The 24,267-nt window shown below is 61.0% G+C and carries 15 protein-coding genes; 9 read left to right on the top strand and 6 right to left on the bottom strand.

Annotated elements, in window-relative coordinates; all coding sequences use genetic code 11:
* Positions 1-35 precede the first annotated feature (35 nt).
* The 9 genes from ftsW (at position 36) to DN745_RS09285 (ending at position 11,520) form a co-directional block, all read left to right on the top strand.
* A complete protein-coding gene (gene ftsW / locus DN745_RS09320; RefSeq protein ID WP_111334246.1) occupies positions 36-1,307 on the top strand; it encodes a putative lipid II flippase FtsW in 1,272 nt (423 codons plus the stop codon).
* A gap of 22 nt (positions 1,308-1,329) precedes the next feature.
* Positions 1,330-2,442: an undecaprenyldiphospho-muramoylpentapeptide beta-N-acetylglucosaminyltransferase gene (gene murG / locus DN745_RS09315; RefSeq protein ID WP_111334244.1), complete on the top strand. Its 1,113-nt coding sequence runs from the start codon at positions 1,330-1,332 to the stop codon at positions 2,440-2,442.
* Between the two features lie 506 nt (positions 2,443-2,948).
* A complete protein-coding gene (locus DN745_RS09310) occupies positions 2,949-4,001 on the top strand; it encodes a D-alanine--D-alanine ligase (protein WP_133621817.1) in 1,053 nt (350 codons plus the stop codon).
* Between the two features lie 122 nt (positions 4,002-4,123).
* Positions 4,124-4,987 (top strand): cell division protein FtsQ/DivIB, encoded by an 864-nt coding sequence (locus DN745_RS09305; RefSeq protein WP_162687568.1) that lies wholly within the window; start codon positions 4,124-4,126, stop codon positions 4,985-4,987.
* Between the two features lie 154 nt (positions 4,988-5,141).
* Positions 5,142-6,368 (top strand): cell division protein FtsA, encoded by a 1,227-nt coding sequence (gene ftsA / locus DN745_RS09300; protein ID WP_111337607.1) that lies wholly within the window; start codon positions 5,142-5,144, stop codon positions 6,366-6,368.
* A 159-nt stretch (positions 6,369-6,527) separates the two neighbouring features.
* On the top strand, positions 6,528-7,823 hold the full coding sequence (ftsZ, locus tag DN745_RS09295; RefSeq protein ID WP_111334238.1) for a cell division protein FtsZ: 1,296 nt from the start codon (positions 6,528-6,530) through the stop codon (positions 7,821-7,823).
* A 2-nt stretch (positions 7,824-7,825) separates the two neighbouring features.
* Entirely contained in the window at positions 7,826-8,605 is a 780-nt protein-coding gene (locus DN745_RS09290; RefSeq protein WP_162687567.1) for an RNA methyltransferase, read from the top strand.
* 373 nt (positions 8,606-8,978) lie between these two features.
* The gene (locus DN745_RS19315) at positions 8,979-9,419 is read left to right on the top strand and encodes a hypothetical protein (RefSeq protein WP_133621818.1); all 441 of its coding nucleotides are present in this window, start codon (positions 8,979-8,981) and stop codon (positions 9,417-9,419) included.
* 382 nt (positions 9,420-9,801) lie between these two features.
* Positions 9,802-11,520 (top strand): fibronectin type III domain-containing protein, encoded by a 1,719-nt coding sequence (locus DN745_RS09285; protein WP_133621819.1) that lies wholly within the window; start codon positions 9,802-9,804, stop codon positions 11,518-11,520.
* Positions 11,521-11,588: 68 nt separating this feature from the next.
* On the opposite strand, the gene DN745_RS09280 is transcribed toward DN745_RS09285, so the two are convergent.
* The 6 genes from DN745_RS09280 to DN745_RS09250 all read right to left on the bottom strand — a co-directional run bounded on the left by DN745_RS09280 (position 11,589) and on the right by DN745_RS09250 (position 24,240).
* Complete coding sequence (locus DN745_RS09280) at positions 11,589-13,460, bottom strand: hypothetical protein (RefSeq protein WP_111334232.1); 1,872 nt, start codon at positions 13,458-13,460, stop codon at positions 11,589-11,591.
* Between the two features lie 99 nt (positions 13,461-13,559).
* Positions 13,560-16,490: a tetratricopeptide repeat protein gene (locus DN745_RS09275; protein ID WP_111334230.1), complete on the bottom strand. Its 2,931-nt coding sequence runs from the start codon at positions 16,488-16,490 to the stop codon at positions 13,560-13,562.
* Positions 16,491-16,594: 104 nt separating this feature from the next.
* On the bottom strand, positions 16,595-17,959 hold the full coding sequence (locus tag DN745_RS09270; RefSeq protein ID WP_111334228.1) for a hypothetical protein: 1,365 nt from the start codon (positions 17,957-17,959) through the stop codon (positions 16,595-16,597).
* A 549-nt stretch (positions 17,960-18,508) separates the two neighbouring features.
* Positions 18,509-21,640 carry an efflux RND transporter permease subunit gene (locus DN745_RS09260; protein ID WP_111334224.1) on the bottom strand — a complete coding sequence of 1,044 codons (3,132 nt, stop codon included), beginning with the start codon at positions 21,638-21,640 and terminating at the stop codon, positions 18,509-18,511.
* A gap of 87 nt (positions 21,641-21,727) precedes the next feature.
* A complete protein-coding gene (locus tag DN745_RS09255) occupies positions 21,728-22,936 on the bottom strand; it encodes an efflux RND transporter periplasmic adaptor subunit (protein ID WP_111334222.1) in 1,209 nt (402 codons plus the stop codon).
* Positions 22,933-24,240: a TolC family protein gene (locus tag DN745_RS09250; protein WP_162687566.1), complete on the bottom strand. Its 1,308-nt coding sequence runs from the start codon at positions 24,238-24,240 to the stop codon at positions 22,933-22,935. Before DN745_RS09250 ends, DN745_RS09255 begins: the two co-directional genes overlap by 4 nt.
* Positions 24,241-24,267 lie beyond the last annotated feature (27 nt).

Raw genomic sequence — 24,267 nt, 5'->3', positions numbered from 1 at the left:
AGAGCCTGTTCTGAGCATGGCCACGGAGGGCCACAATGAGCACCACGGATCGACTTAGCACCCTCGCCGGGCAATTTTCGGGGGATACATCGGGCGATCGCTTCGGCGACCCCGACGCACAGCCCTGGGATAGCTGGCTGCTCGCCGCGGTCCTGGCCCTGGTGGGCTTTGGCCTGGTGATGCTCTATTCGGCCAGCGCCGTGATGTCTGCTGAGAAATTCGGCGACCCGATGTTTTTGGTCCTCAGCCAGGCCCAAAAGGTGGGCGTGGGCGTCGTTGGACTTTTTGTCGCGCTTCGCGTGGACTACCGCTGGTACCAACGCCTCGTCTACCCAATCCTCGGCATCACGATTTTGATGCTCGTCCTGGTCCTCATCCCCGGCATCGGCAAGATCCAGAACGGCGCCCAGCGCTGGTTTAGTATCGGCGGGGCGAGCTTCCAGCCCGGCGAGGTCGCCAAGGTCGTGTCGCTCATCTTCTTGTCCTACTCCCTGAATAAAAAGATCGGCACGATGAAGAAATTCAGCGTGGCGTTTGTCCCCCATATCGTGGTCATCGGCCTGCTGGTCGGGCTGTTGATGTTGCAGCCCGACTTCGGAACGTCCGTCATCCTGATGCTTATGATGGGGCTTCTGCTCTTCGTCAGCGGGGCGCGGATTATCTACCTCGGCGGATTCGCCGTCACCGGCGCAGTGCTGGCGTATTTCGCGATCACGAGCCGCGAATACCGTATGAAACGCGTGATGGCCTTCCTCGACCCCTTCGAATATCGCAGCGGCATCGGCTACCAGATCAGTGAGTCGCTTATCTCGATTGGCTCGGGTGGGTTTACCGGGCGCGGGCTCGGAAACGGCACCGGAAACCTGGGGTATGTGCCGGAGCTGTGGAGTGACTTTATCGCCACCATCATCGCCGAGGAGCTCGGACTGCTCGGCATGATCTTCCTGGTCTCGCTCTTCATCGTCATCGTCTGGCGCGGAACGCTGATCGCCTTTCGGGCGACCGATGACTTTGGCCGCTACCTGGCGTTCGGGCTGACCTCGCTTATCGGCATTCAGGCCACCGCGAACCTCTGCGTTGTCACGGGGCTTCTGCCCAACAAGGGTCTGACGCTCCCGTTCGTGAGCTTCGGCGGTAGCTCAATGATCCTGTCGCTATGCTCGATTGGGATACTGCTCAATATCTCGAAGAACGCGCCCGATGAATGGGAGCTCAACCGAGAGGAGCGCCTCGCGCGACGCTCGGAGAAGCGATGGTCGCGAAAGAAGCAAAGAATTCTGAGTCGCCGCAAAGATCTGCGCGATTAATCAAAGATATAAGGAAGTCATTATGTGGCCATTTTCTGGAGAGCGCGCGCGGCGCGTCGTCATTGCTGGTGGTGGAACGGGCGGGCATCTCTTCCCGGGCGTCGCGGTGGTCGAGGCGATCGAACAGCTCGACCCGAGCGTCGATGTCGCCTTTGTGGGCTCGCCGCGCGGAATCGAAGCGCGCGCCATCCCCAAACTCGGCTATGACCTGGAGCTGATCGATGTGCCGATGCTCAACGGCGCTGGCGCCGCGGGCTGGGCGCGCGGTCTGGTGCAATTGCCCGGCAGTGGTTTCGGCGCGATGGGCGCGATTAAGCGCCTCAACCCGGGGCTCGTCGTCAGCGTCGGCGGCTACGCGGCCGGCCCGTTCACCATGCTCGCCTCGATGCGCGGGATTCCCTGCGCCTTGATGGAGCAAAACTCGACGCCTGGCATGACCAACCGATTGCTCGGAAAGGTCGTCGACCAGGCCTTCGTGAGTTTTGAAAAAACACGCGAGTTCTTCCCGAATATCCCCTGCGACTTCGTCGGGAATCCGGTGCGAAAAAGCCTGCTCGATTTGGCGGAAGGCTTCGAATACGAGGCGCCGGAGGAAGGGCGTGAATTCCGAATTCTCATCATCGGTGGCAGCGGCGGGGCGGCGAGTTTTAACTCGAAATTGCCCGCCGATTTCTGCGCGCTCGGTGAGCAGGGCGCCAATCTTCGCATCCGCCATCAATGCGGTCGCGGGCGAGTGGCTGAGGTCGACGGCGGCTATAGCGACTTCGCCGGCGAGGCCGAAGTGGTCGAGTTTATCGACGATATGGCCGAGGCTTATAAATGGTGCGACCTGCTGATCTGCCGGGCCGGCGCCTCCACGATCGCCGAGGTCTTGGTGCTCGGTATCCCGGCGATTTATGTGCCGTTCCCGCACGCCGCTGACGATCATCAGACCAAAAATGCCCAGGCGATCGCCGAGGCGGGCGCCGGAATCATGATCGCGGATTCCGACGTCGGCCAAGGGCGCGCCACCCGCCTGCTCGCCGGCCTTCTGCAGAATCCGATCTCCCTGCAAAACCTCGCCCGAAAAGCGCGCACGCTGGGGCGCCCCGACGCGGCCACGATCATCGCCCAGAAATGCATCGAAATGCTGTAAAATATCGTCTTCCTGAGCGCCTCAAATACCATCTTCTGGGGTGGGCGATTCGAATCTGAGTTGAGGTGAAACTTAAGCCCCCTCAGGCGACCTGATGCGTCGCTTAAGGGGGGCGGATTCGCTCCAAGATTCAACTTCAGATCTGGCGAAAAGCCTTGAGTGATGCCTTAGGTTTTGGGTGCTAAGTCTGCGTAAATAATGGGCTTTAAGTTATTTTGGGGGCGTGTTCCGGACCCTTGCGAGACTGAGGATGTCTTGTATTGTAACGGCGTATTTAGTGAGCGCGTCGATGAAATCGAGGCCATCTTTACGCTGAGAAAACAGCGCGGTCTGGATGAACGTAGCTAACAGTAGGGAAGGGCGAGATGAGGTTGATATGCTTCGCCCTACCTGTCTATTGGTCAACGTGCGGCATTCATCCGCGAACTCTAATTTAAGCTCCCAGGGACACCAATCTATTCGCGCGGTCATAGAGATTGCGCGAAAGCGGCGAGGGTATTCGACTCATGCAGGACCAGGCGAAAGAGAATACGAAGGTTGCGGATTTGCTCTACGCGTCGATTCAAAAAGACGCCCGGCGCGGCCAACGCGTCGGCGTCGTGACCGGCGGGCAATCCTCGGAGCGCGCGATTAGCTTGCGCACCGGCGAGGGTTTCGTGGGCGCGCTGAAAAAGCTCGGCTACGAGCCGCTTGTCTATGATATGCCCGCGGACCTGGGAAAATTGGTCGCGGATCGCCCGGACGCGCTGTTGCTTGGTTTGCACGGCGGCGCCGGCGAGAACGGTGTATTGCAGGGGTTTCTCGAGACCCTCGGGGTGGCCTACACCGGCAGCGGCGTGCTCGCCTCGGCCCTGGCCATGGATAAGGGGCACGCCAAGGCGGTGCTTAACCACGCCGGCGTCCCCACCCCCAGCGGGTTGCGACTGGCTGGTTTCGGCGACTTCGATTTCGAGGCGGTCAACGCCGACCTGGACGCCCTCGGGCTGGAATTGCCGCTGGTCGTCAAGCCCAATGATGAGGGCAGCTCGGTCGGCGTGTATTTGTGCAAAGAGGAGACCGATTTCGCGGTCGCCCTCGATACCCTCTGGGATCGCGAAGTCGGCGAGGGAACGCCGGCGATCTTGGTGGAGCAATTCCTCAACGGCCCCGAATATACCGTCGGATTTTTCGACGATATCTGCCTGGGATCGATCGAAGTGACACCCGAAGACGGGTTTTATGACTATCGTGCAAAATACGAATCAGATAAAACGCGCTATCAGGCGGTTGAGGACGAAGAATTAAAATTTCGCCTTGAAACCATCGGCCGACATGCCTACAAAGCGCTCGGCTGTCGGGGTGTCGCGCGAGTCGACATCAAGGCGCATCTGCCAAAGGGATCGAATGATGCACAGGGGCAAGACTCAGGCGCGCAGATGCAACTCTATGTCCTGGAGATAAACACGATTCCCGGCATGACCGCGACGAGCCTAATCCCCAAATTGGCCGCCTCCCACGGGATTGCTTTTGAAGATTTTACCGAGTTAATGCTCGCGGCATCTTGCTGCGATGCCCCATAACTTGGTAGAGTAGCGCACCGACCGAAGTATATTATCAAGACGCTCAAGGATGAGCGTACGCTGTAGCTTTACGGAAGAAGTTGATGTTTGGTATCCGCCCCAAAAACCGCAAACGCCGACCTATGCGACAACGTGTCGAGTCGGTTGGTGAACGCTTTATCGGCCTGGGGCGCAAGCTATTGCCCCTGGTCTTTTTAGCGGCCGTTGCGATCGGCGTACCCTTCGGGATCTTCCAAGCTTACCTGAGCACCGTCTCCGGCACATACTTCGAGCTCTCAGAAATCACCGTCAGCGGGCTCGCTCATGTTGAGCGCGAGCCGCTCCTCAAGAAAGCCGGGCTTCGGCCCGGGCGAAATATCTTTGATATTGATCTGGAGCGCACGCGCGCCTCGATCGCCGGGCACCCCTGGGTGCGCGAGGTCGAGGTGGAGCGTCGACTGCCCAATACGGTGCAGGTGACGCTGGCCGAATACACCCCGGTCGCGGTGCTGGTCGGCGAGCGCTACCGTCTTATCAGTGAAGACGGTGATATCTTCGACACCATCGAGCCTGGGGATTCCCTCAACGCGTTTCTTCACCTGCCGATGATCAGCGGCCTTGAGGTCACGCGAAAGCAGGACGATTCGAGCGAAGCGTCGGCCCGGCCGTCCACGCTGACGTTGGTGGATAAGGCGGTGTTTTTGGAGGCCATGGAGGTCGCGAGTCTCTACGAAGAGATGGGCTTCTCGGAGTGGGAGCCGCTCAGCGAGATTCATGTCGACACGACGCTCGGGTTGAGCCTGGTGAGCGCCGACACCGGCATTGAGATACGGCTGGGAAGAGGGCGCTATCGCCAGCGGTTGGAGCGCTTGAAGGTGGTGCAGCGGTCAATCGTCGAGCGCGCCATGGAGGTCGATTATATCTTAATCGACCAGGAAACGGATTTGAGTCGTGTGGCGGTAGGGCAACGCTACGGAGAAAAAGTGGGCCTGGGAGGGGCGCCGTGAAATTTAGAGACTGACTGGCTCGCCAGGCGCTCGACGCGTCGGCCCTGAGGCGGGTGCCAGAAAAATATTTAGCGAATTATTTATTATCATATGAATTAGGCAACTGCAGGTGCTCGGCCACCCGCAGGACGTCGCAACCAAGGACGGTAGCGAGATGCGAAATCGGGATAAAATTGTTGTTGGGCTGGATATTGGAACGACCAAGATTGCGTGCATCATCGGCGAGGTCGGTGAACACGGAATCGACGTGATCGGGATCGGTACCCATCCGTCGACCGGGCTTCGAAAGGGCGTGGTCATCAATATTGACGCCACCATCGACTCGATCGGCAAAGCCGTCGAGGAAGCCGAGCTTATGGCGGGCTGCGAGGTCAACCGCGTCTACGCCGGCATCGCCGGCGGCCACGTTAAAGGCTTTAACTCGCGCGGCATCGTCGCGATCAAAGATAAAGAGGTCTCCCGCGAAGACCTGGCGCGCGTCGTGGACGCCGCCCGCGCCGTCGCCATGCCGATGGACCGTCAGGTGATTCACGTCATCCCGCGTGAATATATCATCGACGACCAGGAAGGCATCAAAGAGCCGCTGGGCATGACCGGCGTGCGCCTTGAGTCCAGCGTGCATATGGTGACCGCGTCGGTCACCAGCGCTCGTAATATCGTCAAATGCGCCAACGCCTGCGGGCTCGATGTTGCCGACATCGTCCTCGAGCCGCTCGCCAGCTCCGAAGCCGTCCTGAGCGAAGACGAGAAGGAATTGGGCATCGCCGTGGTCGACGTCGGCGGCGGCACCACCGATATCGCGATTTATAGCAAGGGCAGCCTGGTCCACACCGCGGTCCTGTCGATCGGCGGCAACCACCTGACCAATGATATCGCGGTCGGCCTGCGCACCCCGATGGCCGAGGCCGAGCGCATCAAGCAAAAATACGGCTGCGCCATGACCGGACGCGTCGGCGCCGAAGAGACCATCGAGGTTCCCTCGGTCGGCGGGCGTCCCCCGCGCATCCTGAGCCGCCAGATCCTCAGCGAGATCATCGAGCCGCGCGTCGAAGAGATCTTCGCCTATGTCGGCCGCGAGCTGAAGAACTCGGGCTTCGAGGATCAACTCACCAGCGGTGTGGTTATCACTGGTGGGACGACCATCCTTGAGAGCATGCCCGAATTGGCCGAGGAAATCCTCGGCTTGCCCGTGCGCCGCGGCGTGCCCGGCGGCGTGGGCGGGTTGGTCGATGTCGTTCGAAATCCCAAATTCGCCACCGGCGTAGGTCTTGTCTTGCACGGGGCAAAAGAACCCGATATTGACGCCTACTGCGCCGAAGAAACCGGCTTTTACCGGCGCTTTACCGCCCGCGTAGGCCAGTGGTTTTCGGACATGTTCTAAGCCCAATATATGGAGCGGATCTTGATGATTTCGGCTATCGAAATCCCAGGACGCTCTTGAAGGCGGCCCGTCCGGATGCTATCTTCGCGCACCGCCTCACGCCGGGGCGCGACGTAGACGTAGATACCCTTTTAAAACAGCTCATCGGAGTTCCCTAAAATGCTTGAATTTGATGACGACATGCTCCCAGAATCGGCCCGTATCAAGGTTATTGGTGTCGGTGGCGGAGGCGGAAACGCCATCAACACGATGATCGCCGAAGGGATCGATAACGTCGAGTTTGTGGCCGCCAACACGGATATGCAGGCGCTGGAGAATAACTTCGCGCCGACCAAAATCCAGCTCGGCGGCAACCTGACCAAGGGGCTGGGCGCCGGGGCAAATCCCGAGGTCGGCCACAGCTCCGCGCTCGAGGACCAGGCGCGCATCGAAGAAGTCCTGGCCGGCGCGGATATGGTCTTCGTGACCGCGGGTATGGGCGGCGGCACCGGGACCGGTGCGGCTCCGGTGATCGCGAATATCGCGCGTGAGCTCGGCGCCCTGACCGTCGGCGTCGTGACCAAACCCTTCAACTTCGAAGGGCGTCGCCGCCGCCGTCAGGCCGAGAAGGGCATCGAGAACCTCGCCGCGGCCGTCGACACGCTGATCACCATTCCCAACCAGCGCCTGCTCGCTATTTCCGGCGATGACACCACGATCCTCGACGCCTTTAAGATGGCCGACGAGGTCCTGCTGCACGCGGTCCAGGGAATCAGTGACCTCATCACGATTCGCGGTATGGTCAACGTCGACTTTGCCGACGTGCGCACGATTATGAACGGCAAGGGCATGGCCCTGATGGGCACCGGACGCGCGAGCGGCCCGGACCGCGCACTCGCCGCCGCCGAAATGGCCGTTTCCTCGCCGCTGCTCGAAGACGTCTCCATCGAGGGCGCGACCGGCATCCTGATCAATATCACCGGCGGCTACGACCTCACGCTCAAAGAGATCAACGACGCGGCCAGCTTCATCGAAGCCGTCACCGACGAAGACGCGCATATCATCTTCGGCAACGTCATCGCCGAAGAGATGCGCGACGAGATTCAGATCACGGTCATCGCCACCGGGTTTGAGCAGAGCCGTCAGCGCGCGCTCGACGCACAGCAGGCCGCCGCCCAACAGCAGCGCCCCGCCGCGCGCATCACGCGCCCGATGCGCGCCGAGATCGCCGCCTCGCCCGCGGTACACCCGCGCGACGCCAGCGACGAGTACGAGCGTCGTCGCCATATCACCACCGGCACCTACGAGGCCCAGCCGCGCGAGGCCGCCGAGCAAGACGACCGCCGCGCCAGCTTCATCCGCACCCCCAGCGGCGGCACCGTGCGCCCGACCACCGGCGGGCTCACCCCCACCGAGGAAGAGCAAATGGACGTGCCGACCTTCCTGCGAAAGCCCAAACAGCATAAAGACGGATAACCGTGGCAGTCTCCAACCTTGAGCAAATCGTTGTCATCCTGTGGGAGCCACAGGATGACATCAATATTGGAAATACCGTGCGGGCGTGTAAGAATTTCGGGATCACCGACATTCGACTGGTGCGCCCGCGCGTTGCCGATCCGGAGCGCATCTCGATCAGCGCCCCCAAGGCGATGGACGTCATCGAGTCGATGCGCCACTGCGCCACCCTCGAAGAGGCGCTGGAGGGCTGCGTCTACGCCCTCGCCACGACCGCGCGGGCGCGCCACCAGGAGCATATCGTCACCGAACCCCGCGGTGCGGCCCTAAAGGCCGTCGAAGTCGCGTCCAGCGGCGCCGGCAAGGTCGCGTATCTCTTCGGGCGCGAGGACGCCGGCCTCACCAACGAAGCCATCGACCGCTGCCATAGCATCATCACCATCCCCACCCGCCCCGATTATAGCTCGCTTAACCTCGGCCAGGCCGTCCTGCTCAATATGTGGGAGGTCTTCCGGGTCGCCACCGGCGTCGGGGTCGAAGAGCCCGACGTGCGCGTCGCCCGCCCCTCCAGCGAATTCCCCCCGGCCAACCTCGAGGCCATGGAGCATATGTACGCGCTCATCGAGCGCGTCATCGGGTACACCGAGTTCTTTAAGACCCCCACCAACGACCATATCATGCGCATGCTGCGCAGCGTGCTGACCCGCGCCGGGCTGGACCGCCGCGAGCAGTCGACCTGGTTTGGGATTTTTCATGAGTTGGAGCGTACGCTGAAGAAGCTTCAGTTGGAAGAATCAGAATAAGCGTGGCTTGAGCGGCAATCGTTTTTTGTGGGCGCACGTATGATTTGGGGTGTCCTTGATCGGTGATGTTTTATTCGCTAAGATCATTTTCATAATCTTTGTTGTAGGGATTCGGTATCAATTTTCGACACAATTATCTGCGCATATGGCTAGTGCGTAAGTGTCAATCAACTCAGAGGGAAAAATGATTAATTTTAGAGTCTTTTTAGGTATTTGTGTGTTTTTCGTAATGTCTTTCGCCCTTTCTTTCTGAACGGCAGTCGCGGACCCATTATGTACACCAAGGTGTACTCTTTACCCCGTTTGCGACTATACGGGTCAGCTGGCGAGCTTCGAGGATTTTGACACATCGCCCAATTTTATTAATGGCGCGGTGTGTCATCCCAATACGAATTTTGAGTTCTATGTCACGACAAGTTCATATGGTAGTACGACTTCATGGTATGAGATTGTAGCAAATAGTGGGGGAGCATATAGTGGCAAGTTTGTTTCGGGCCATCCCCACTATAAAATTGTACTGGCAGATGAATTTGATCCAGGTATCGCTTCATTTAATGCTGTTCAATTGAAATTTAATTTTGAAAACGGTCACGCCAATATGAAGCCAGTGGTTGATATTGATGTGTTTGGCGTGAATGACAATAATATTCATACGGCCACCATTCAGACATCTACTTCATACGCGGTTGGAACTTCATTTGAGGTTTCCACATTTTTCCTTATACCAGCGTCTACTCCTCAAGCTTCTTATATTCACATCAATACCAATGGCTCTAAATTCGGACTGATCAGCGTCGAGTTAATAGGGATGTGATTATTAGGTGGCTTAACAATTATTTCTTTTGTAACCGTTCACTGGGTCTACGAAAAATAGGGTTGAAACAGGCTTTTGAGCGTTAATTCCGCTATAAACGGCTCTCAAACCGCATTGGCGTTATTAAAAACACCCTACTGAACGTTTACTTTCTTTTGTAAGCGTTCAGTAAGGGGCTTTTTTAAGGGTGAAAACGCGGTTTGAGAGTCATTTTAAACAGAATTAATGCTCAAAAAGCGCGTTTCAACCCCGTACTTTATAGACCCCCTGAACGCTTACTTTCTTTTTATAAGATTGCATAGCGGTCTTATAAAAAACCGTGTTGGTATGATTTTTCAGGTGCTATTATGAATAGCCAACTTCGTTTTGTTGTTTTTTTCTCTTGGCAAGCCTGCTTGTGATGAGCTGTTCCGGTACAGATCCATCGGGTGGACCGGAAGATATTGGAGAGGATGGGGCGAGTCATGATGAACAGGAAGATATAGGCAGAGAGAACGATTTAGATGTCGATGTAGACAGCAGTGAAATCGAAGATTCTGACGTCGAAGAGGTCAGTCCTGGCTTGCAAAACGTCTCGGTCCACCCTTTGGAAGGTTTGGTGCTGATAAGTTGGGATTTACCACAAAATGATACTCTTACCCATATTCGTATCACAGGCTCGCCAGCGGAGCTGATGTGGGGCGAAGCCGAGCGTATTATCGAGCCGACGGCGACCCGCTATTTATTTGGTGGCCTGGTCAATGATATCCGATATTCCTTTGAAATTCAGGCGTTTGCTGGCGATATGGAAGTTGGTGACCCCTTTATTTTCCGTACTCTCCCTTTCTCGCGCCCGCTGCTATCTCTGGCAAGCGATTCATCGCATTATATCTTTGATAGTATACGCAAGCGACCCGCACTGGGATGGGATTCGCTCGTCGATTATGTTGTTAACGCCTATAATTGGTCTCCCGATGGGACAAAAGTAGTTGTTTCCATTTTTGATAGCGCCGGCAAGGGTCGGCGGTGTGCGTTACTCGACCGCGTAACCCGAGAGGAAATCTACCTTGAATACTCTGATGAGTTTGGTGAGTTTTGCTTTTATGGTTTTAGTTGGTCGCCGGATAGTCATCGCTTGGCCTTCCGTTCGTTGTCATTGGATGGGCGAGCGGTTCATACCGTTTTGAATGTACAAACGGGAGAAATCGAGCGCGACTGGCCGGTTTTTGCCGGTCTTTATACCGCTGCCCTGGATTGGTCGCCCGATGGCGACCGATTCGCCTTAGGGATTGACTCGGGCGATATTCCCGAGCGATTAACGATACTGGATTCCCGTACAAAAGAGATTGAATCAGATTGGCCTGATCTATTTGAACACGGAGTTAGATCTGCAATTTCTAATATGCAATGGTCGCCAGACTCAAAGCGGCTCGCTATGCACTATACTATCAGTGAACATCCCGGAATGAGTAATGATTATATTATTATTGATGCAGACAGCAAGACGATCGATACAGGTTGGCCTGAATTAATTTTTGATGAAATAACCAATCTTTATTGGTCACCAGACGGTGAGCTTTTAATCCTACTTAGTTCTGGATCGCCAGGTGGCGGGATGCAGGTAATTAACACTAGCACCAAGGAGAATATAGCTGGCTGGCCCATGGACTGGCCTAGTACAAGTATACAAGATATTGCCTGGTCGCATGATAGTCAGAGGATAGCAATCGCAGGTTCGACAAATCCTTATCTTGTTATTGTTGACCGAAGCACGATGGAAATAGATGAGGAGTGGACACTTCTCGGCTCGCGTGCCAGGGGGGTTGAGTGGTCGCCTCAACACGACCCTCCCGGCGCACCTACACAGGTTGAACTCCACCGTACCGACTCCGGAGCGACCTTATCGTGGGAAGCGCCGGTTGGCGCGACCATTCTCGACTACCGCATCACCATCGCTCCCGCGGACCAAGTCGATGGCCCTGCCGACTATCTTATAAACGAGGCCACCGTCAGCGAGCATCTTATCGAGGGGCTGAACCCTGACGTGGACTATACGGTCTCGATTCATGCCATTTCGGTCTTTGGGGTTGGCGAGCCAGCCATTATTTCCTCAACGCCCTGAATGGACAGGGCGTGGGCACCAGCTCCTTATTAAGCTTATTTTGAACGGAACGATGGGGGGGCACTATGTCACTCGGCCGACTCAAACCGATAGAATACCTGGTAGTCGACGCTCTCCAGAATCCGTTCCAGCGGGGCATCGGTGCTCATGCGGATCAGGTATTTCTCGTCGGCCGCTACGGGCAGTCTGAGGTTGTAGCGCTCGCCGTCAAATTGGGCGCTTCGCATCAATTCGAGTAACTCATTCTCCTTTTTAAACAGCGCGATATCGAGCGCGGGCAGCTCGCCGACGACCACCACACGTGCGCTCAACTCGCCGGGGACCGTGGTCGTTTCGAGGGCGAGCCACTCGACCTCCCATGCCTGGTCGAGCGGGCAGAACGCACGTCGACTCACCACATTGGGCGCAAGGTATTCGGCATCGGCGGGCAGGGCATGCGCGCCGGGTTGGTCGCATTCCATCGGCGGGCGCACGCGTGTGCTGAGTTGATAGGGGAGTGAGTTCGCGTACACCGAACTCGCCCGAATATAATAGTCGCCCGCGCTGCCCAGGCGGGCCATATAAAAGGGGCGAGAGCCCGACAGCGCGTCGCCCCTGAGCGTGAATTGCTCGCCGTCGGGTGTGTAGAGCTCGATCTGTACCTCTGAGTCACTATCGCTCTGCCCAACCTCGAGGCCCTGGTCGGCGTCGAGGCTCGGCAGCACGAACCAGTCGACATCGGGGCCGCACAATTCGAGGGTACGCTCAAAGAGGATATTGGGCCCGGTGGGGAGCTGGGCGGCGTCGGAGGCGCGGTCATTTTCTTCGAAGGAATCATCGCGGCAAAAAGTCTGGTCCGGGTTGCGCTGGATGCGTAGAGAGTAGGGCGCGGACGCTTTGCCGACGCCGGCGACCCGCAGGTTCACCGTCTGGGTCTCGGTGGCGTGCATCTCGAGCCGGGTCACGCTGCCCGTCTGCTGGTTCGCGGCGAGCAGGGTTCCGTTCGTATCGTAGACAAAGAGGTCGAGGTCGACCTCGGCGCCGTGCTCCATGCGTACGCGCAAAAAGTCGGAGCTGCGCAGCCTTAGCGAGAACCAATCCGCCCGCAACGGGCAAATTTGAAGCTGGGCGTAGTTCCCCGGCTGCAGCTCGACCGCCTGCTCGACGCGCTGATTCGGGGCGTGGATATCCTCTTCGCAATCGCCGCCGATGCACATGCCGCTGGGGCGCTCGCAGGCCTGGTTGACGGCGCAGTCCGCGTCGGAAACACACGGCGGCGCCCGGCAGATATGGTCGTAGCAGACGCCTTCGTCGCGGCAATCGTCGTCGCTGTCGCAGCGCGGCTCGGGCTCGCAGGAGGCGCTGCCGCCGGCATCTCGGCAGCGCTGGCCGAGCGGGCATTCCTGATCCCCGTGGCATTCCTTGCGGCATTGGCCCACCGACTCGCCGGGCGCGCCGCGGCAAAACTCCCCGCTCACGCAGCCGTCTTCGTCGTCGAGCAGACAGCCCGCCCGGCATAGGCCGCGGTTGTCGCAATAGAACGCGGTCGGGCACGGGTTTTGGGCGTCACACTCAAGCGGCACACATTGGCCGCTGGCCGCATCGCATTGCTCCGCCGCGCCGTTGCAGGGGTCGAGCTCGCAATTACTGCGGGCTTCGCAATACCCGGTCTGGGCGTTGCATGCCTGGTGGGCCGGGCAGCTATCGTCGACGCAGCGCGCCCCCGGCGCCCGGCATTCGCCGCTGCCGCTGTCGCAGATCAACCCCTCGGCGCAGCCCGTCTGCACGCAGGAGCTCACGAACTCCTCGCACCCGCCGGTCTGCGCGTTGCAGATGAGATCGCCCTCGCAGCCGATCTCGGTGCACGGATACTCGTCAAAGCAGCCGCCCAGCCAGGTCGAAACCGTCGTGAGCAGAACCAGAAAGAAGCAGCCGAATATGTGTTTTCTAAGGTCGTTCATCACCCCGGTAGCCTACCCGATTTCAACGCAGGGATACAATCGGAGCGTTGAGGATTTCGGCGCTACCGGGGCCTATGGGGGGCGTGGTTTAGGCGCGTGTCACGAGAGCTGGGCCGAGACGGCGTCGTGTTGGCGGTTCATCTCCAGGCGCTTAAAGATCGCGCGGGCGCGGTTGAGCGTTTCGGTCGCGCGCTCGCGCTCGCCCTGTTTGAGCAAAAAATCGCCGAAATTCGACAGGCAGCGGGCCAGCTGGGCGTCGTTGCCGACGTCTTCGAGCACGTCGGCGGCCTCCTGAAATTGGGCGTGGGCCTTGGCGATGGCGTCGGGGTCCGCGTCGCAGAATTGGGTATAGACCTTGGCCAGGGAGTGCTTGGCGGTGCCAAAGAGGGCGCGTGAGCCGAGCTGTTCGGCCAGCATCAGCGCGGATTCCATGCGCTCGACGGCCAGCGGGCGCTCGCCTTGTTTTGCGGCGACCAGCGCCAGGTTTCGCAGGATATCGAAGAGGACGCGCTTGTCGCCGGAGACCTGGGCGACGTCCATCGCCTTGTTGAGCGTGTCCTCGGCCTGCGCGGTGTCGCCCTGACCCAGCAGGGTTTCGCCCAGGTTATTCAGGACCATCATCTCGAGGGTGCGATAGCCGATGGCGCGCGCGATCTCGAGGGCCTCCTCAAAGAGGGTGACCGCCTGGGGGTACATATCGCGCTCGACGCATAGGGCGGCGAGGTTGTTGAAGCTCTCGGCGACGCCGCGGCGGTCGCCGATCTTTTTGCGCATCTCGAGGGCTTCGCGGAAATAGACCATCGCCTCTTTGAGGTCGCCGGTGCCTAATTTGAGGGTGCCGATATGGTTGAGGCTCAGCGCGATGGAGCGCTCCAGGCCGAGCTCGCGGCGCAATTGAAGCCCCGCCGAATAATATTTGAGCGCGGCCTCGTAGTCGCCGCGAATGCGGTGAATCTGGCCGATATCGTCGAGCGTGCTCGCCACGCCGCGGGTGTCTTCGCCGTCGCGAAAGAGGATGAGCGAGAGCTCGAAGGCTTCGAGCGCCTCGTCATATTCGCCCAGGCTTCGGTAGGCGCGCCCGATCTTATTATAGGCGACGCCGCCCTTGGAGAGGTTGTCGAGCAGCCAACTATAGCGCAGCATTTCGCGGAAATAGGCCAGCGATTGGTCGAACTCGCCCAGCAAATCGCACAGGCTTCCGAGGTCGTGGAAGGCGTCGATCTTGTCGGCGCTGCGGGCCTCGCTCAGCAGCGCGAGCCCGCGCGTAAAGAGCTCGACCGCCTTGTGATTGGCGTAGCGCGCGCCGGCCAGGCGCGCGGCGCGCAGGTAGAAGTCAGCGGCCTGATCGGGGCATTCGGCCGCGTCATAATGGCGCGCGACCATCTCACAGATATGGAGCTCGTCCTCGGCCGGGTCCGCGCCAATCCATCCGTTTTGAATCCACTGGGCGATCGCCTGGTGGTAGCGCCGCTTATGCAACGGGTTCAGGTCTTCGAAGAGCGAGATGCGCTCGATGCGATGCTTAAAATGCATCTCGTCGACCGGGGCCAAGAGGGTGTCGTCGTGGCGGCGGATCATATCCTTTCGCTCGAGGCTCTCGATGATCGCGTCCACCCGCGCGTCGGGGTCCGCGTCGCTCCAATAATTGAGCGGCTGGTCGTCGTAATCGAGGCGGGCGCGGTACAGGCAATGCACCAGCTCCGGCCAGAAGACGTCGCCGATGCTCGCCGCCATCTCGAGCACCAGGCGTTCGTCGTCGGCCAGCGTGGCCAGGCGCGCGCGCACGGTGTCCTCGACGGTGGTCGGGATGTCGATATCCTTGAGCTTGTCGGGCTTGACCTGCCAGACCGACTGGCGCGTGTCGATGACGCCGCGGCTCATCAAAATGCGCAGGGTTTCTTCGACCGCCAGGGGGTTTCCGTGGGTGGCGTCGACGATGCGATCGACAAGGATATCGGGCACCTGCTCGGCCTTATGCAGCGCGTCGCGCACGAAGTCGCGCACTTCCTGGTCGCTGAGCGGCTTGAGCTCGACGCGCGCGTCGTAGCCGAGCGTCTTGAGCGGGTCGGTGGCGATGATCTCGTCGGAATTCCAGGACGCGATGAGCAAGATTGGGCGGTCTTTGAGCGGGTTATCGGCGCGTTTCTCGACAAGATATTCGAGCACTTCACCGGATTGGCGCGTCGCGTATTGCAGGTCGTCCAGGGCGACGACGATCGGGTTCTTCGCGGCGTCCGCGGCCAAAAGTGTCGCGAAGGCGTCGTAGCTTCGCTTATTCAGGTTGAAGGCGCCCTCGGAGTCGCGCACGCTCGGCAGGTGATGCGAGTCCTCGAAATGCATGCCGATCAGGTGGCCGACCAGGTGGCCGACGCGCTCGGCTTCCTCCGGGATGTCGATCAGGGCGCGCACCGCCTCCATGAATTTTCGCCGGGCCGAGGCCGGATTCTCGTGCTCGCCGATATAAAATCGCCCCTTGAGCATGCGGGCGAACATCGAGAAGGGGCCGCCGGATTCGTCGCGGCTGGCGGCCTGCAAAAAGACCGTCTCGTCGAAGGAGGCGTTGAGGTTGCGCTGGAACTCCGCGATAAGCCGGCTCTTGCCCAACCCGGTCGGCGCGCTCAGCGCCAATGTGCGCAAGCCCTTGGATTGGATGGCTTTTTTGAGGTTTTCGGAGAGCGCGTCGAGCTCGGCGTCGCGGCCCCCGACCTGGGTTTCGATGCCGTAGATGCGCCAGGTCTCCAGGGGCTCGCGGTCGCGCGCGTTGCCGAGCGTCATCACGCGGGTGATGACCGCCATGGGCGTGCCGCAGGCGGTGCAATATCCGGCCGAGACGGTATTGAGCGCGCGGCAGGACGGGCAGGGCGTCTTGTCGGCGGCCTCCGACAGCGCCTCGCATTGGGCGCATTGGGTTTGACCCCAGGCGACGGGGACGTCGCATTGGGAGCAAGTCGGTTGAGCCACGTCCGCCCCGCACCGGCGGCAGAGGGTGGTCTGTTCTTCGTTAAAATACCCGCAATACGTGCAATTCATGGCAAAAAACCGCGTCTAAATATTGGTAATTAGATGGCGGGTTTTCTACGCGGGATGACCGGGAATATCAAGGCGCCAAGGTCGTCTGGCGCCCTGTGATTGCCTTAATTCGCCCCGGCGTTGATGGGGGAGGAGTCGCCTCGTAGGACGACCGCGCCGCCTTCGAGGTTCACCGACAGTCCCCTGAAGCCGAGCTTGCCGCCGGGGATTTCGATATTCTGCGGGTCAAGCGATTTGTTGATGACGGTCTTGGAGCTCTGCAAAAACGACGCCTTCCCCCAATTCATGGCGGTTGCGAATCCGGGGATGGAGGAGTCGGTGATGTCGGCGTCGGTCAGCGAGACCTGGAGGCGGTTGGATTTCAGCGCGATTTTACCGCCCGCGCTCCCCGCGAATTGGTAGCACATCGACTGCCCGGCGCCGAAGTCAAACACGCTAAAATCCACGTGCATCGGCAGCTCGCCATCTTCGCCCTGGGTGAAGCGCACGGCGTTGACCGTGGCGTGGGCGGAGCCGTCGCGCTGCGCCTTGCCGTCGCTGCTATATTGGCGCGGGATGATATCTGACTTCATCATCAGCGAAATCGCGTGGACGATCATATTGGGGTTAAAGCTCAGGGCGAGGTTCTGGTCGCTATTGAGTTGGGTCACCGGGGCGATATTCTTCTCGTTTTGCAGGCCGCTGATATTGGTCGAGAAGCCGGCGTAGATCGTGCCGGTTTTGGCGTCGGTGACCAGGCGCGCCGGCAGAATCTCCATGCCGGGGATGCCGAGGCTGGGCCCCTCGAAGCTAAAGAGGTCGATGGGCTTTTGGCCCTCGAGCAGCTTGTTGAGCAGCACCGTCGACAGTTTCGACTGGAGCACCCGCGACCAGGAGCCGGGCAGGTCGCCGAGCGTGGTGGAGAGGCTCGACTTGCCGATCTTCGCCGCGCTGGCGATATCGAATTGAAGCACGCCCCCGCCGTCTTTTCCCTGAGCCAACAACACCGGCGCGACCACGCTTAAATTCCCGCCGAGTTTGGTGCGTTTATTGCCCACGAAGGGGATGTCGAGACCCACCGCCCCGTCGAGCTTGCCGCTGATGCGAAAGCAATGCTCACAGGCGTCGGAGGGCTGGATATTGAGGTTCACCACATCCCCCGACGTCTTCACGCCCACGGTCTGGCCGGCGCCCACGTCGATATCAGACACCGCGTTTAGGCCCGTCTTAAGCGCCCCCTGAATCGCGGTATTCGCGATATTATTGAGCAGATCCGCCCGAAGCGTCAGGCCGAATTGCACCGGCCGCTCCTTTCCCTCGGGGCTCTTCTCCTCAAGCGCGGACTCCTTTGCGAGCGCCTGGGCGTAGCTCTGCTGGACCTGAGGGCAGGTCGCCGAGCAGCCACTGGCGAGGCCAAGGGCGAGCAATAGGCCCGAGCCGACGAGGAGGTTGAGCAGGGTGCGATTAGGGCGGGCGGTTGTTGGGTTCATTTCTAGGCTCCAAAAACTGTCATTAAGCAAGGGTCGAGCAGACATATAAGGCGCTCAAACTACATCGACTTGGCGCGATAATTCAATGCGTGGCCGCGCTGGCGAGCTCCACCCCATCGAGCTGCCCAAAAGAGACGTCGAACGTGATTTATGAGGCATCGGGCTGCCAAAAAAGGACGTCGAACGTGATTTTCGAGCCATCGGGCTGCCAAAAAGGGACGTCGGACGTGATTTTTGAGGCATCGGGCTGCCAAAAAAGGACGTCGAACGTGATTTTTGAGGCATCGGGCTGCCAAATAGGGACGTTGGACGTGATTTATGAGGCATCGGGCCGCCCAAAAGGGACGTTGGACGTGATTTATGAGGCATCGGGCTGCCAAAAAGGGACGTCGGACGTGATTTTTTACAGGCTGGCCGTCAGTCTCGCTCACCAGCGGGGTAAACCCGCTGGGGTCGTGTGAGGTTGCTGCGCAAAAGGCCCCGGCCAGCTTGCCTGGCCGGTGAATCGGACTGAGAGCCAGAAAGGGCTCCGGTTTCAGCTCAGCGGCTCTAGCGCGTAAAATCCGCCTCCACATACTCCCCGCCCAACAGGCTATAAATCGCCGGCAACACAAACAGCGTCAAAAACGTCGCCGTAATCAGCCCGCCGATCACCACCGTCGCCAGCGGTTGCTGGACCTCCGCGCCCGCGCCGGTCGCCAGGGTCATCGGCAGGAATCCCAGCCCGTCGGTCAGCGCGGTCATGAGGATGGCGCGGAGCCTGAGGCGCGCGCCTTTTTCGGTGGCGTCGAACAGGCTCAAGCCTTCTTTTTGGAGGTCGCGAATATAGGAGACCATCACCACGCCGTTGAGCACGGCGATGCCCGACAGCGCGATGAATCCGACCGCCGCCGAGATCGAAAACGGCATGCCGCGCGCCCACAGTGCGAAGATGCCGCCGACCGTGGCGATGGGGATATTGAGGTAGATGATGAGGGCGGGGCGGGCGGCGCCGAACATGGTGTAGAGCAAGAGGAAGATGAGCAAAAGCGCGGCGGGGACGGCGATGGCGAGGCGCGAGGTGGCGGCCTGCAGGTCCTTGAAGGAGCCGCCCCATTGGACAAAATATCCGGGTTTAAGGTCGCTGTCGGCCAGCACGCGCTCCTGGGCCTCGGTGACGAAGCCGGCCAGGTCGCGGCCGCGCACGTTGACCTGGATGGTGCGGCGGCGCTGGGCGCTGTCGCGGTTGATGACGGCGGGGCCTTCGTCCAGGCGGACCTCGGCGACCTGGCCGAGCGGGACGCGCCGGCCGTTGGGCGCAGCGATCAGCAGGGATTTGATGGCCTGGGGGTCGTGGCGCGCGTCTTCTTTAAGGCGCACCTGCAGATTATAGCGCTCCTGGCCCTCGAAGACGGTGCCCACGGGGTGGCCGCCCATCGCGGAGACGGCGTCGAGGACCTGGCGCGCGTTGATGCCATAGCGGGCGGCGGCCTCGCGGTCGACGATGACGCGCAAAGACGGCAGCCCGGCGACCGGGTCGGCGCTGACATCGGCGGCGCCGTCGATGGTGCGCAAAACACTCATGATGCGCGCGCCGGCGGCGTCGAGCTCGTCGAGGTCGGGGCCGTAGAGGTTGACCGCGACGTCGGCGCGGGTGCCGCTGATGAGCTCGTTGGTACGAAGCTCGATGGGCTGTGAGAAGGAGTAATTTTGCCCCGGAACTTCGTGCAGCAGGACTTCCTCAATCGCGTCGACCAGCTCGGCCTTGGTTTTGACCCGCGTCCATTCGTCTTCGGGGTGCAGCATCACGTAGATATCCGAGATATCGACGCCCATCGGGTCGGTGGCGATTTCTGGGCGACCGGTGCGCGAGATCACCGTGTCGACCTCGTCGGGGAAGCTCTCTTTTAAGGTGGCCTCGATGCGCGTGGTCGCCTCGATGGACTCCTCCAACGAGATCGACGGCGGGCGGATGGCCTGCATGGCGATCGCGCCCTCGTCGAGCTGCGGGATGAACTCGGCGCCCATCTGTGAGGCGATGATGCCGCCACCCACCAGCAATAAGAGCGCGATGCCGATGACGGTTTTGCGCATGATCAGGGCGCGGTGGAGCAGCGGTTCGTAGAGCTGCCGGCTGATGCGCGCGAGCCACGGCTCGCTCTCGCGCACGCCGTCCTTAAAGATCCACGTTGAGGCCGCCGGGACCAGCGTGATCGCGAAGATCAGCGCCGCGCCCAGCGCGGCCAAAACGGTGATGGCCATGGGGCGAAACATCTTGCCGGAGATGCCGTCGAGCGAGAGCACCGGGATATACACGATCATGATGATCGCGGTGCCAAAGAGCACCGGGCGCATCACCTGGGCGGCGGCGTCGCGCACGGTGCGCTTGATATCTTTGCCCTGGGCGCGCTGCTCCGAGAGCCTGCGCGTGATATTTTCGACCATCACGATGGCCCCGTCGATGATCAGACCGAAGTCCAGGGCCCCCAGGCTCATCAGGTTGCCGGAGACGTTGAACACTCGCATCACGATAAACGTCACCAGCAAAGACAGCGGAATTACGCTGGCCACGAGCAGCCCGCCGCGTAGGTTCCCAAGCATCAGCAGCAAGACAACGATGACCAGGACGCCGCCCTCGATCAGGTTGGTGGCGACCGTGCGGATCGTGCGGTCGACCAGCTCGGAGCGGTCATAATACGGCTCGATCGTGACGCCATCGGGGAGCCCCGGGGCGATCGTGTCGAGGCGCTCTTTGACCGCGTCGGAGACCTCGGCGGAGTTCTCGCCGACCAGCATCATCGCGGTGCCAGTGATGACCTCACCGCGCCCGTCGCGGGTCACCGCGCCCTGGCGAAGCATCGGGGCAAACGCGACCGTGGCGATGTCGCGCACATAGACTGGCGTGTCGCCGTTGAGCGTGCTCACGCGCACATTTCGCACGTCGTCGAGCGTCGCGATCAGCCCCTCGCCGCGGATCACGCGCTGCTCTCCGCCGCGCACGATATACCCGCCGCCGGCGTTCGCATTATTGGCCTCCAGCGCCTCGAAAACCTCGCCGAGGCTCAGGCCGAAGGCGTTGAGGCGCTCGGGGTCGATCTGGACCTCGTAGGTCTTTAGGTCGCCGCCAAAGGAGTTGATCTCGACCACGCCCGGCACGGTCTGAAGCTGCAGGTTGACCGACCAGTCGAGGATCGAGCGCAGCTCCATGGGGGTATAGCAATCGTCGGTGTTGTCGGCCGGCGCCGAGGACGCGCACATCGGCTCGCCGCGTACCTCGAATTGGTAGATCTCGCCGAGCCCGCTGGTCAGCGGACCAAGCTCCGGTGAGCCGTAGGAGCTGGGGATATTCTCGCGGGCGTCGTTCAGGCGTTGGGCGACCATTTGACGCGCAAAATAGAGGTCGGTGCCTTCTTCAAACTCGACGGTGACCGCCGACAGCCCCACGCGCGACAGGCTTCGCACCTTCTCGACGCCGGGGATGCCGTTCATCGCCGCTTCGACCGGGAGCGTAATATATTGCTCGACTTCGAGCGGGCCCAAAGACGGCGCGTTGGTGAGCGCCTGCACCTGTATGTTGGTGACGTCCGGGACCGCGTCGATCGGAAGATGCTGGGCCGCGCGCACGCCCAGCACGCCGGCCAGGAGGACGCCGAAGATGACGAGGAAGCGGTGTTGGATGCAAAATTCAACCAGGCTTTTCATGTGTTTTCTCAGGGGCTTAGCGTTTGGCGAAGCCCCGGTGATGAAGTCGCAATCAGAAGCTCATCGGCTTAAAAAATGGCGCACGCGTCAGTGGGCGTGGCCGTCGCCGAGCTCGCCGCGCATCAGCTCGGATTTGAGGATGAACGCGCCCTGGACCACGACGGATGCGTCGGGTGCCAGCCCGTCGAGGACCTCGACTTGCCCGCCGCTCTCGCGCCCCAGGGCCACCGGTTCGGCGTGGAATTCGCCGGGCTCGCCGCGCGCGACGAAGACCACCGATCGGCCGTGGAGCTCCTGCACGGCGTCGCGGGGGATATGCAATGAGGTCGGTGGCGTCTCAGCGTCGGCGTCGGCGTCAGCGGGGTTAGCGGCGAGCCATAGGGTGCCGAGCAGGCCGGGGCGGAGTTGGCCGTCGGGGTTGTCGAGCTCGACGCGCACCGTCAACGTGCGGGTCTTGGGGTCCAGGGCGCCGGCGATATAGTCGAGCTGCCCCTCCCAACGCTTGCCGGGGTACGCGGCGAGCGTGAGCCCAGCGCGCATGCCGACCTTCAGGTTTGCGACTTGCTGCTCGTAGACCTGGCCGAGAATCCACACACGCGAGGTGTCGGCGATCACGAAGAGGTCGTCGCCCGGGGCGACGCTCTCGCCGCGAATCGCCGGGCGTTCGTGCACGACGCCGTCGATCGGGCTTCGAAGCGTCAGTCGGGAGCCGGATTTTCCGGCGTCGCCCAGCACTGTGAGCTTGGATTGGGCGGCGTCGCGCGCCGCCCGGGCCTCGTGCAGCTCGGCCTGGGCTTCGGCCAGGCTTCGCTCGGAGTTGATGCCCTCGGCGCGCAGCAGTTTTTGGCGCTCATAATTATTCTCGGCGACCTCAAATTGCGCGCGCGCGGTGCTCAGGCCTGCGCGGGCCTGCCCGAGCGTGACGCTTCGGACCGTGGCGAGCTTCTCGTTGGCTTTGACCGGGTCTCCGATATTGGGTCCGATATCGACGATCTGCCCCTGCACGAAGGTGCTGATATGGGCGACGCGGTTCGGGTCGAAGTCGACCTGGGCGGGGACGCGCAGCTGCTCCTTCAGGGCGCCCGCGGTCGGCGGGCGGGTCTGGATATCGCTGCGTTTGAGCGCGGCGGGCGTGAGTTTGACGACGTTCGTCTCAGGATGCTCGTCGTCGGCGTGTGCTTCGTCTGCGTGGTCGTCGTGCCCGTGGTCGTTCTTTGCCGAAGACGGTGAGCAGGCGGCGAGGGTCAGCGCGCCGAAGATGAATAGAAATTTATAAGTCATCGTGGAGATATTCATGGGTTGCTCCCTTCGGTCGGCCAGAGTTCGGCGCCGACGAGGCCTTCGAGGATGGCGGCGGCCTGGTAATATTCGTGGCGCGCGTCGATATAGCGGGCGTGGGCTTCGAGCAGCGATTCGCGCATCTGTGAGATCTGGTATATATCGACCTCGCCCAGCTCATAGGCGCGCTGCAAGAGGGTGAGGTTTTGCTCGAGCGGGGCGATGACGGCGCGGTCGTATTGCTCGACGCGCTCGGCGGTGGCGGTGAGCGCGCTGGCCGCGGCGGTGAGCTCCGAGCGCAGCTTCAGGGCCGCGGCGTGCTGTTTTTGCTCGGCGAGTGAGAGGTCCGCCTGAGCGCGTTGGCGCGGGCCCTGGTTGCGTTGCCACAGCGGAATCGGCACCGAGACGCTGAACATCCAGGTCTGCGGCGAGGGGCCCGCGTCGGGCTCGCCCTCGCGCTCATAGCTCAGGCCGAGGGTCGGGTTGGGCCAGGCCTCGCGGTCGGCGAATTGAATGCGCCGCTCCGCCAAGACGCTGGCGAGTCGGCGGGTGCGAAGTTGCGGGTGATTATTGCGCATTCGCTTGAGCAGAACTTTGGTGTCGGGCGCCTTGCGGATCGGCTCCAGCTCGCCGGTGACCGGCGGGATCGACTCGGAAGGCCAGCCGACGACGGCCGCGATTTCGGCGCGGATGCGCGTCTCGTCTTCGTTGGCGCGCGAGACCTCATTGCCTGCGCGCGCAAGATCCGCGTCGGCGGCGAAGAGGGTCAGCGGCGAGGACTCGCCGGCGTCGATGCGCCGCTGGGCGATGTCTCGTAGGGACTGCGCGAACTCTAAAAATCGCTGGGCCTGGTCGCGTTGCTCGATATTGACCAGCAGGTCGTTATAGAGCGCGTGGGTCTCGACGTGGATCGCCCAGCGCGCCTCGTTGACCTCGGCCAGGGCGACCTGCTCGGCCGCCTGGAGGGCGTCGAGGCGCAGCCCGCGCGCGCCCGAAAGCTCGATGGTTTGCTCAAGCGATACTTCAAAGCTCATCCCGCTATCGCCGTCGATGATGCGCGGGCCGGCGCCCAGGCCAAGCGCTGGATTCTCGGGGAAGGTCGCCCGCGCAGCGGTTTGGTCGGCTTTGACTCGCTCAACCTCGGCCCGCGCGACGCGAATCGTCGGCGCGTTCTGGTCGGCGAAGACCAGCAGTTCATCGAGGCTTAACTCGGTGGCGGTCGCCGGGTCGACCATCTGGGCGCTGGGTATATAGGGTTCGCTCAATTCGGCCGGAATGTTCTCATATTCCTCGCGCTTCTGCGCGTTTGCGGCTGGAAGCATCGCAAGCGAGAGGAGGGCGGATGCGAA

It is taken from the genome of Bradymonas sediminis, assembly GCF_003258315.1.
In the GTDB taxonomy this organism is placed as follows: domain Bacteria; phylum Myxococcota_A; class Bradymonadia; order Bradymonadales; family Bradymonadaceae; genus Bradymonas; species Bradymonas sediminis.
This window is presented reverse-complemented; position numbering and strand designations above follow the sequence as displayed.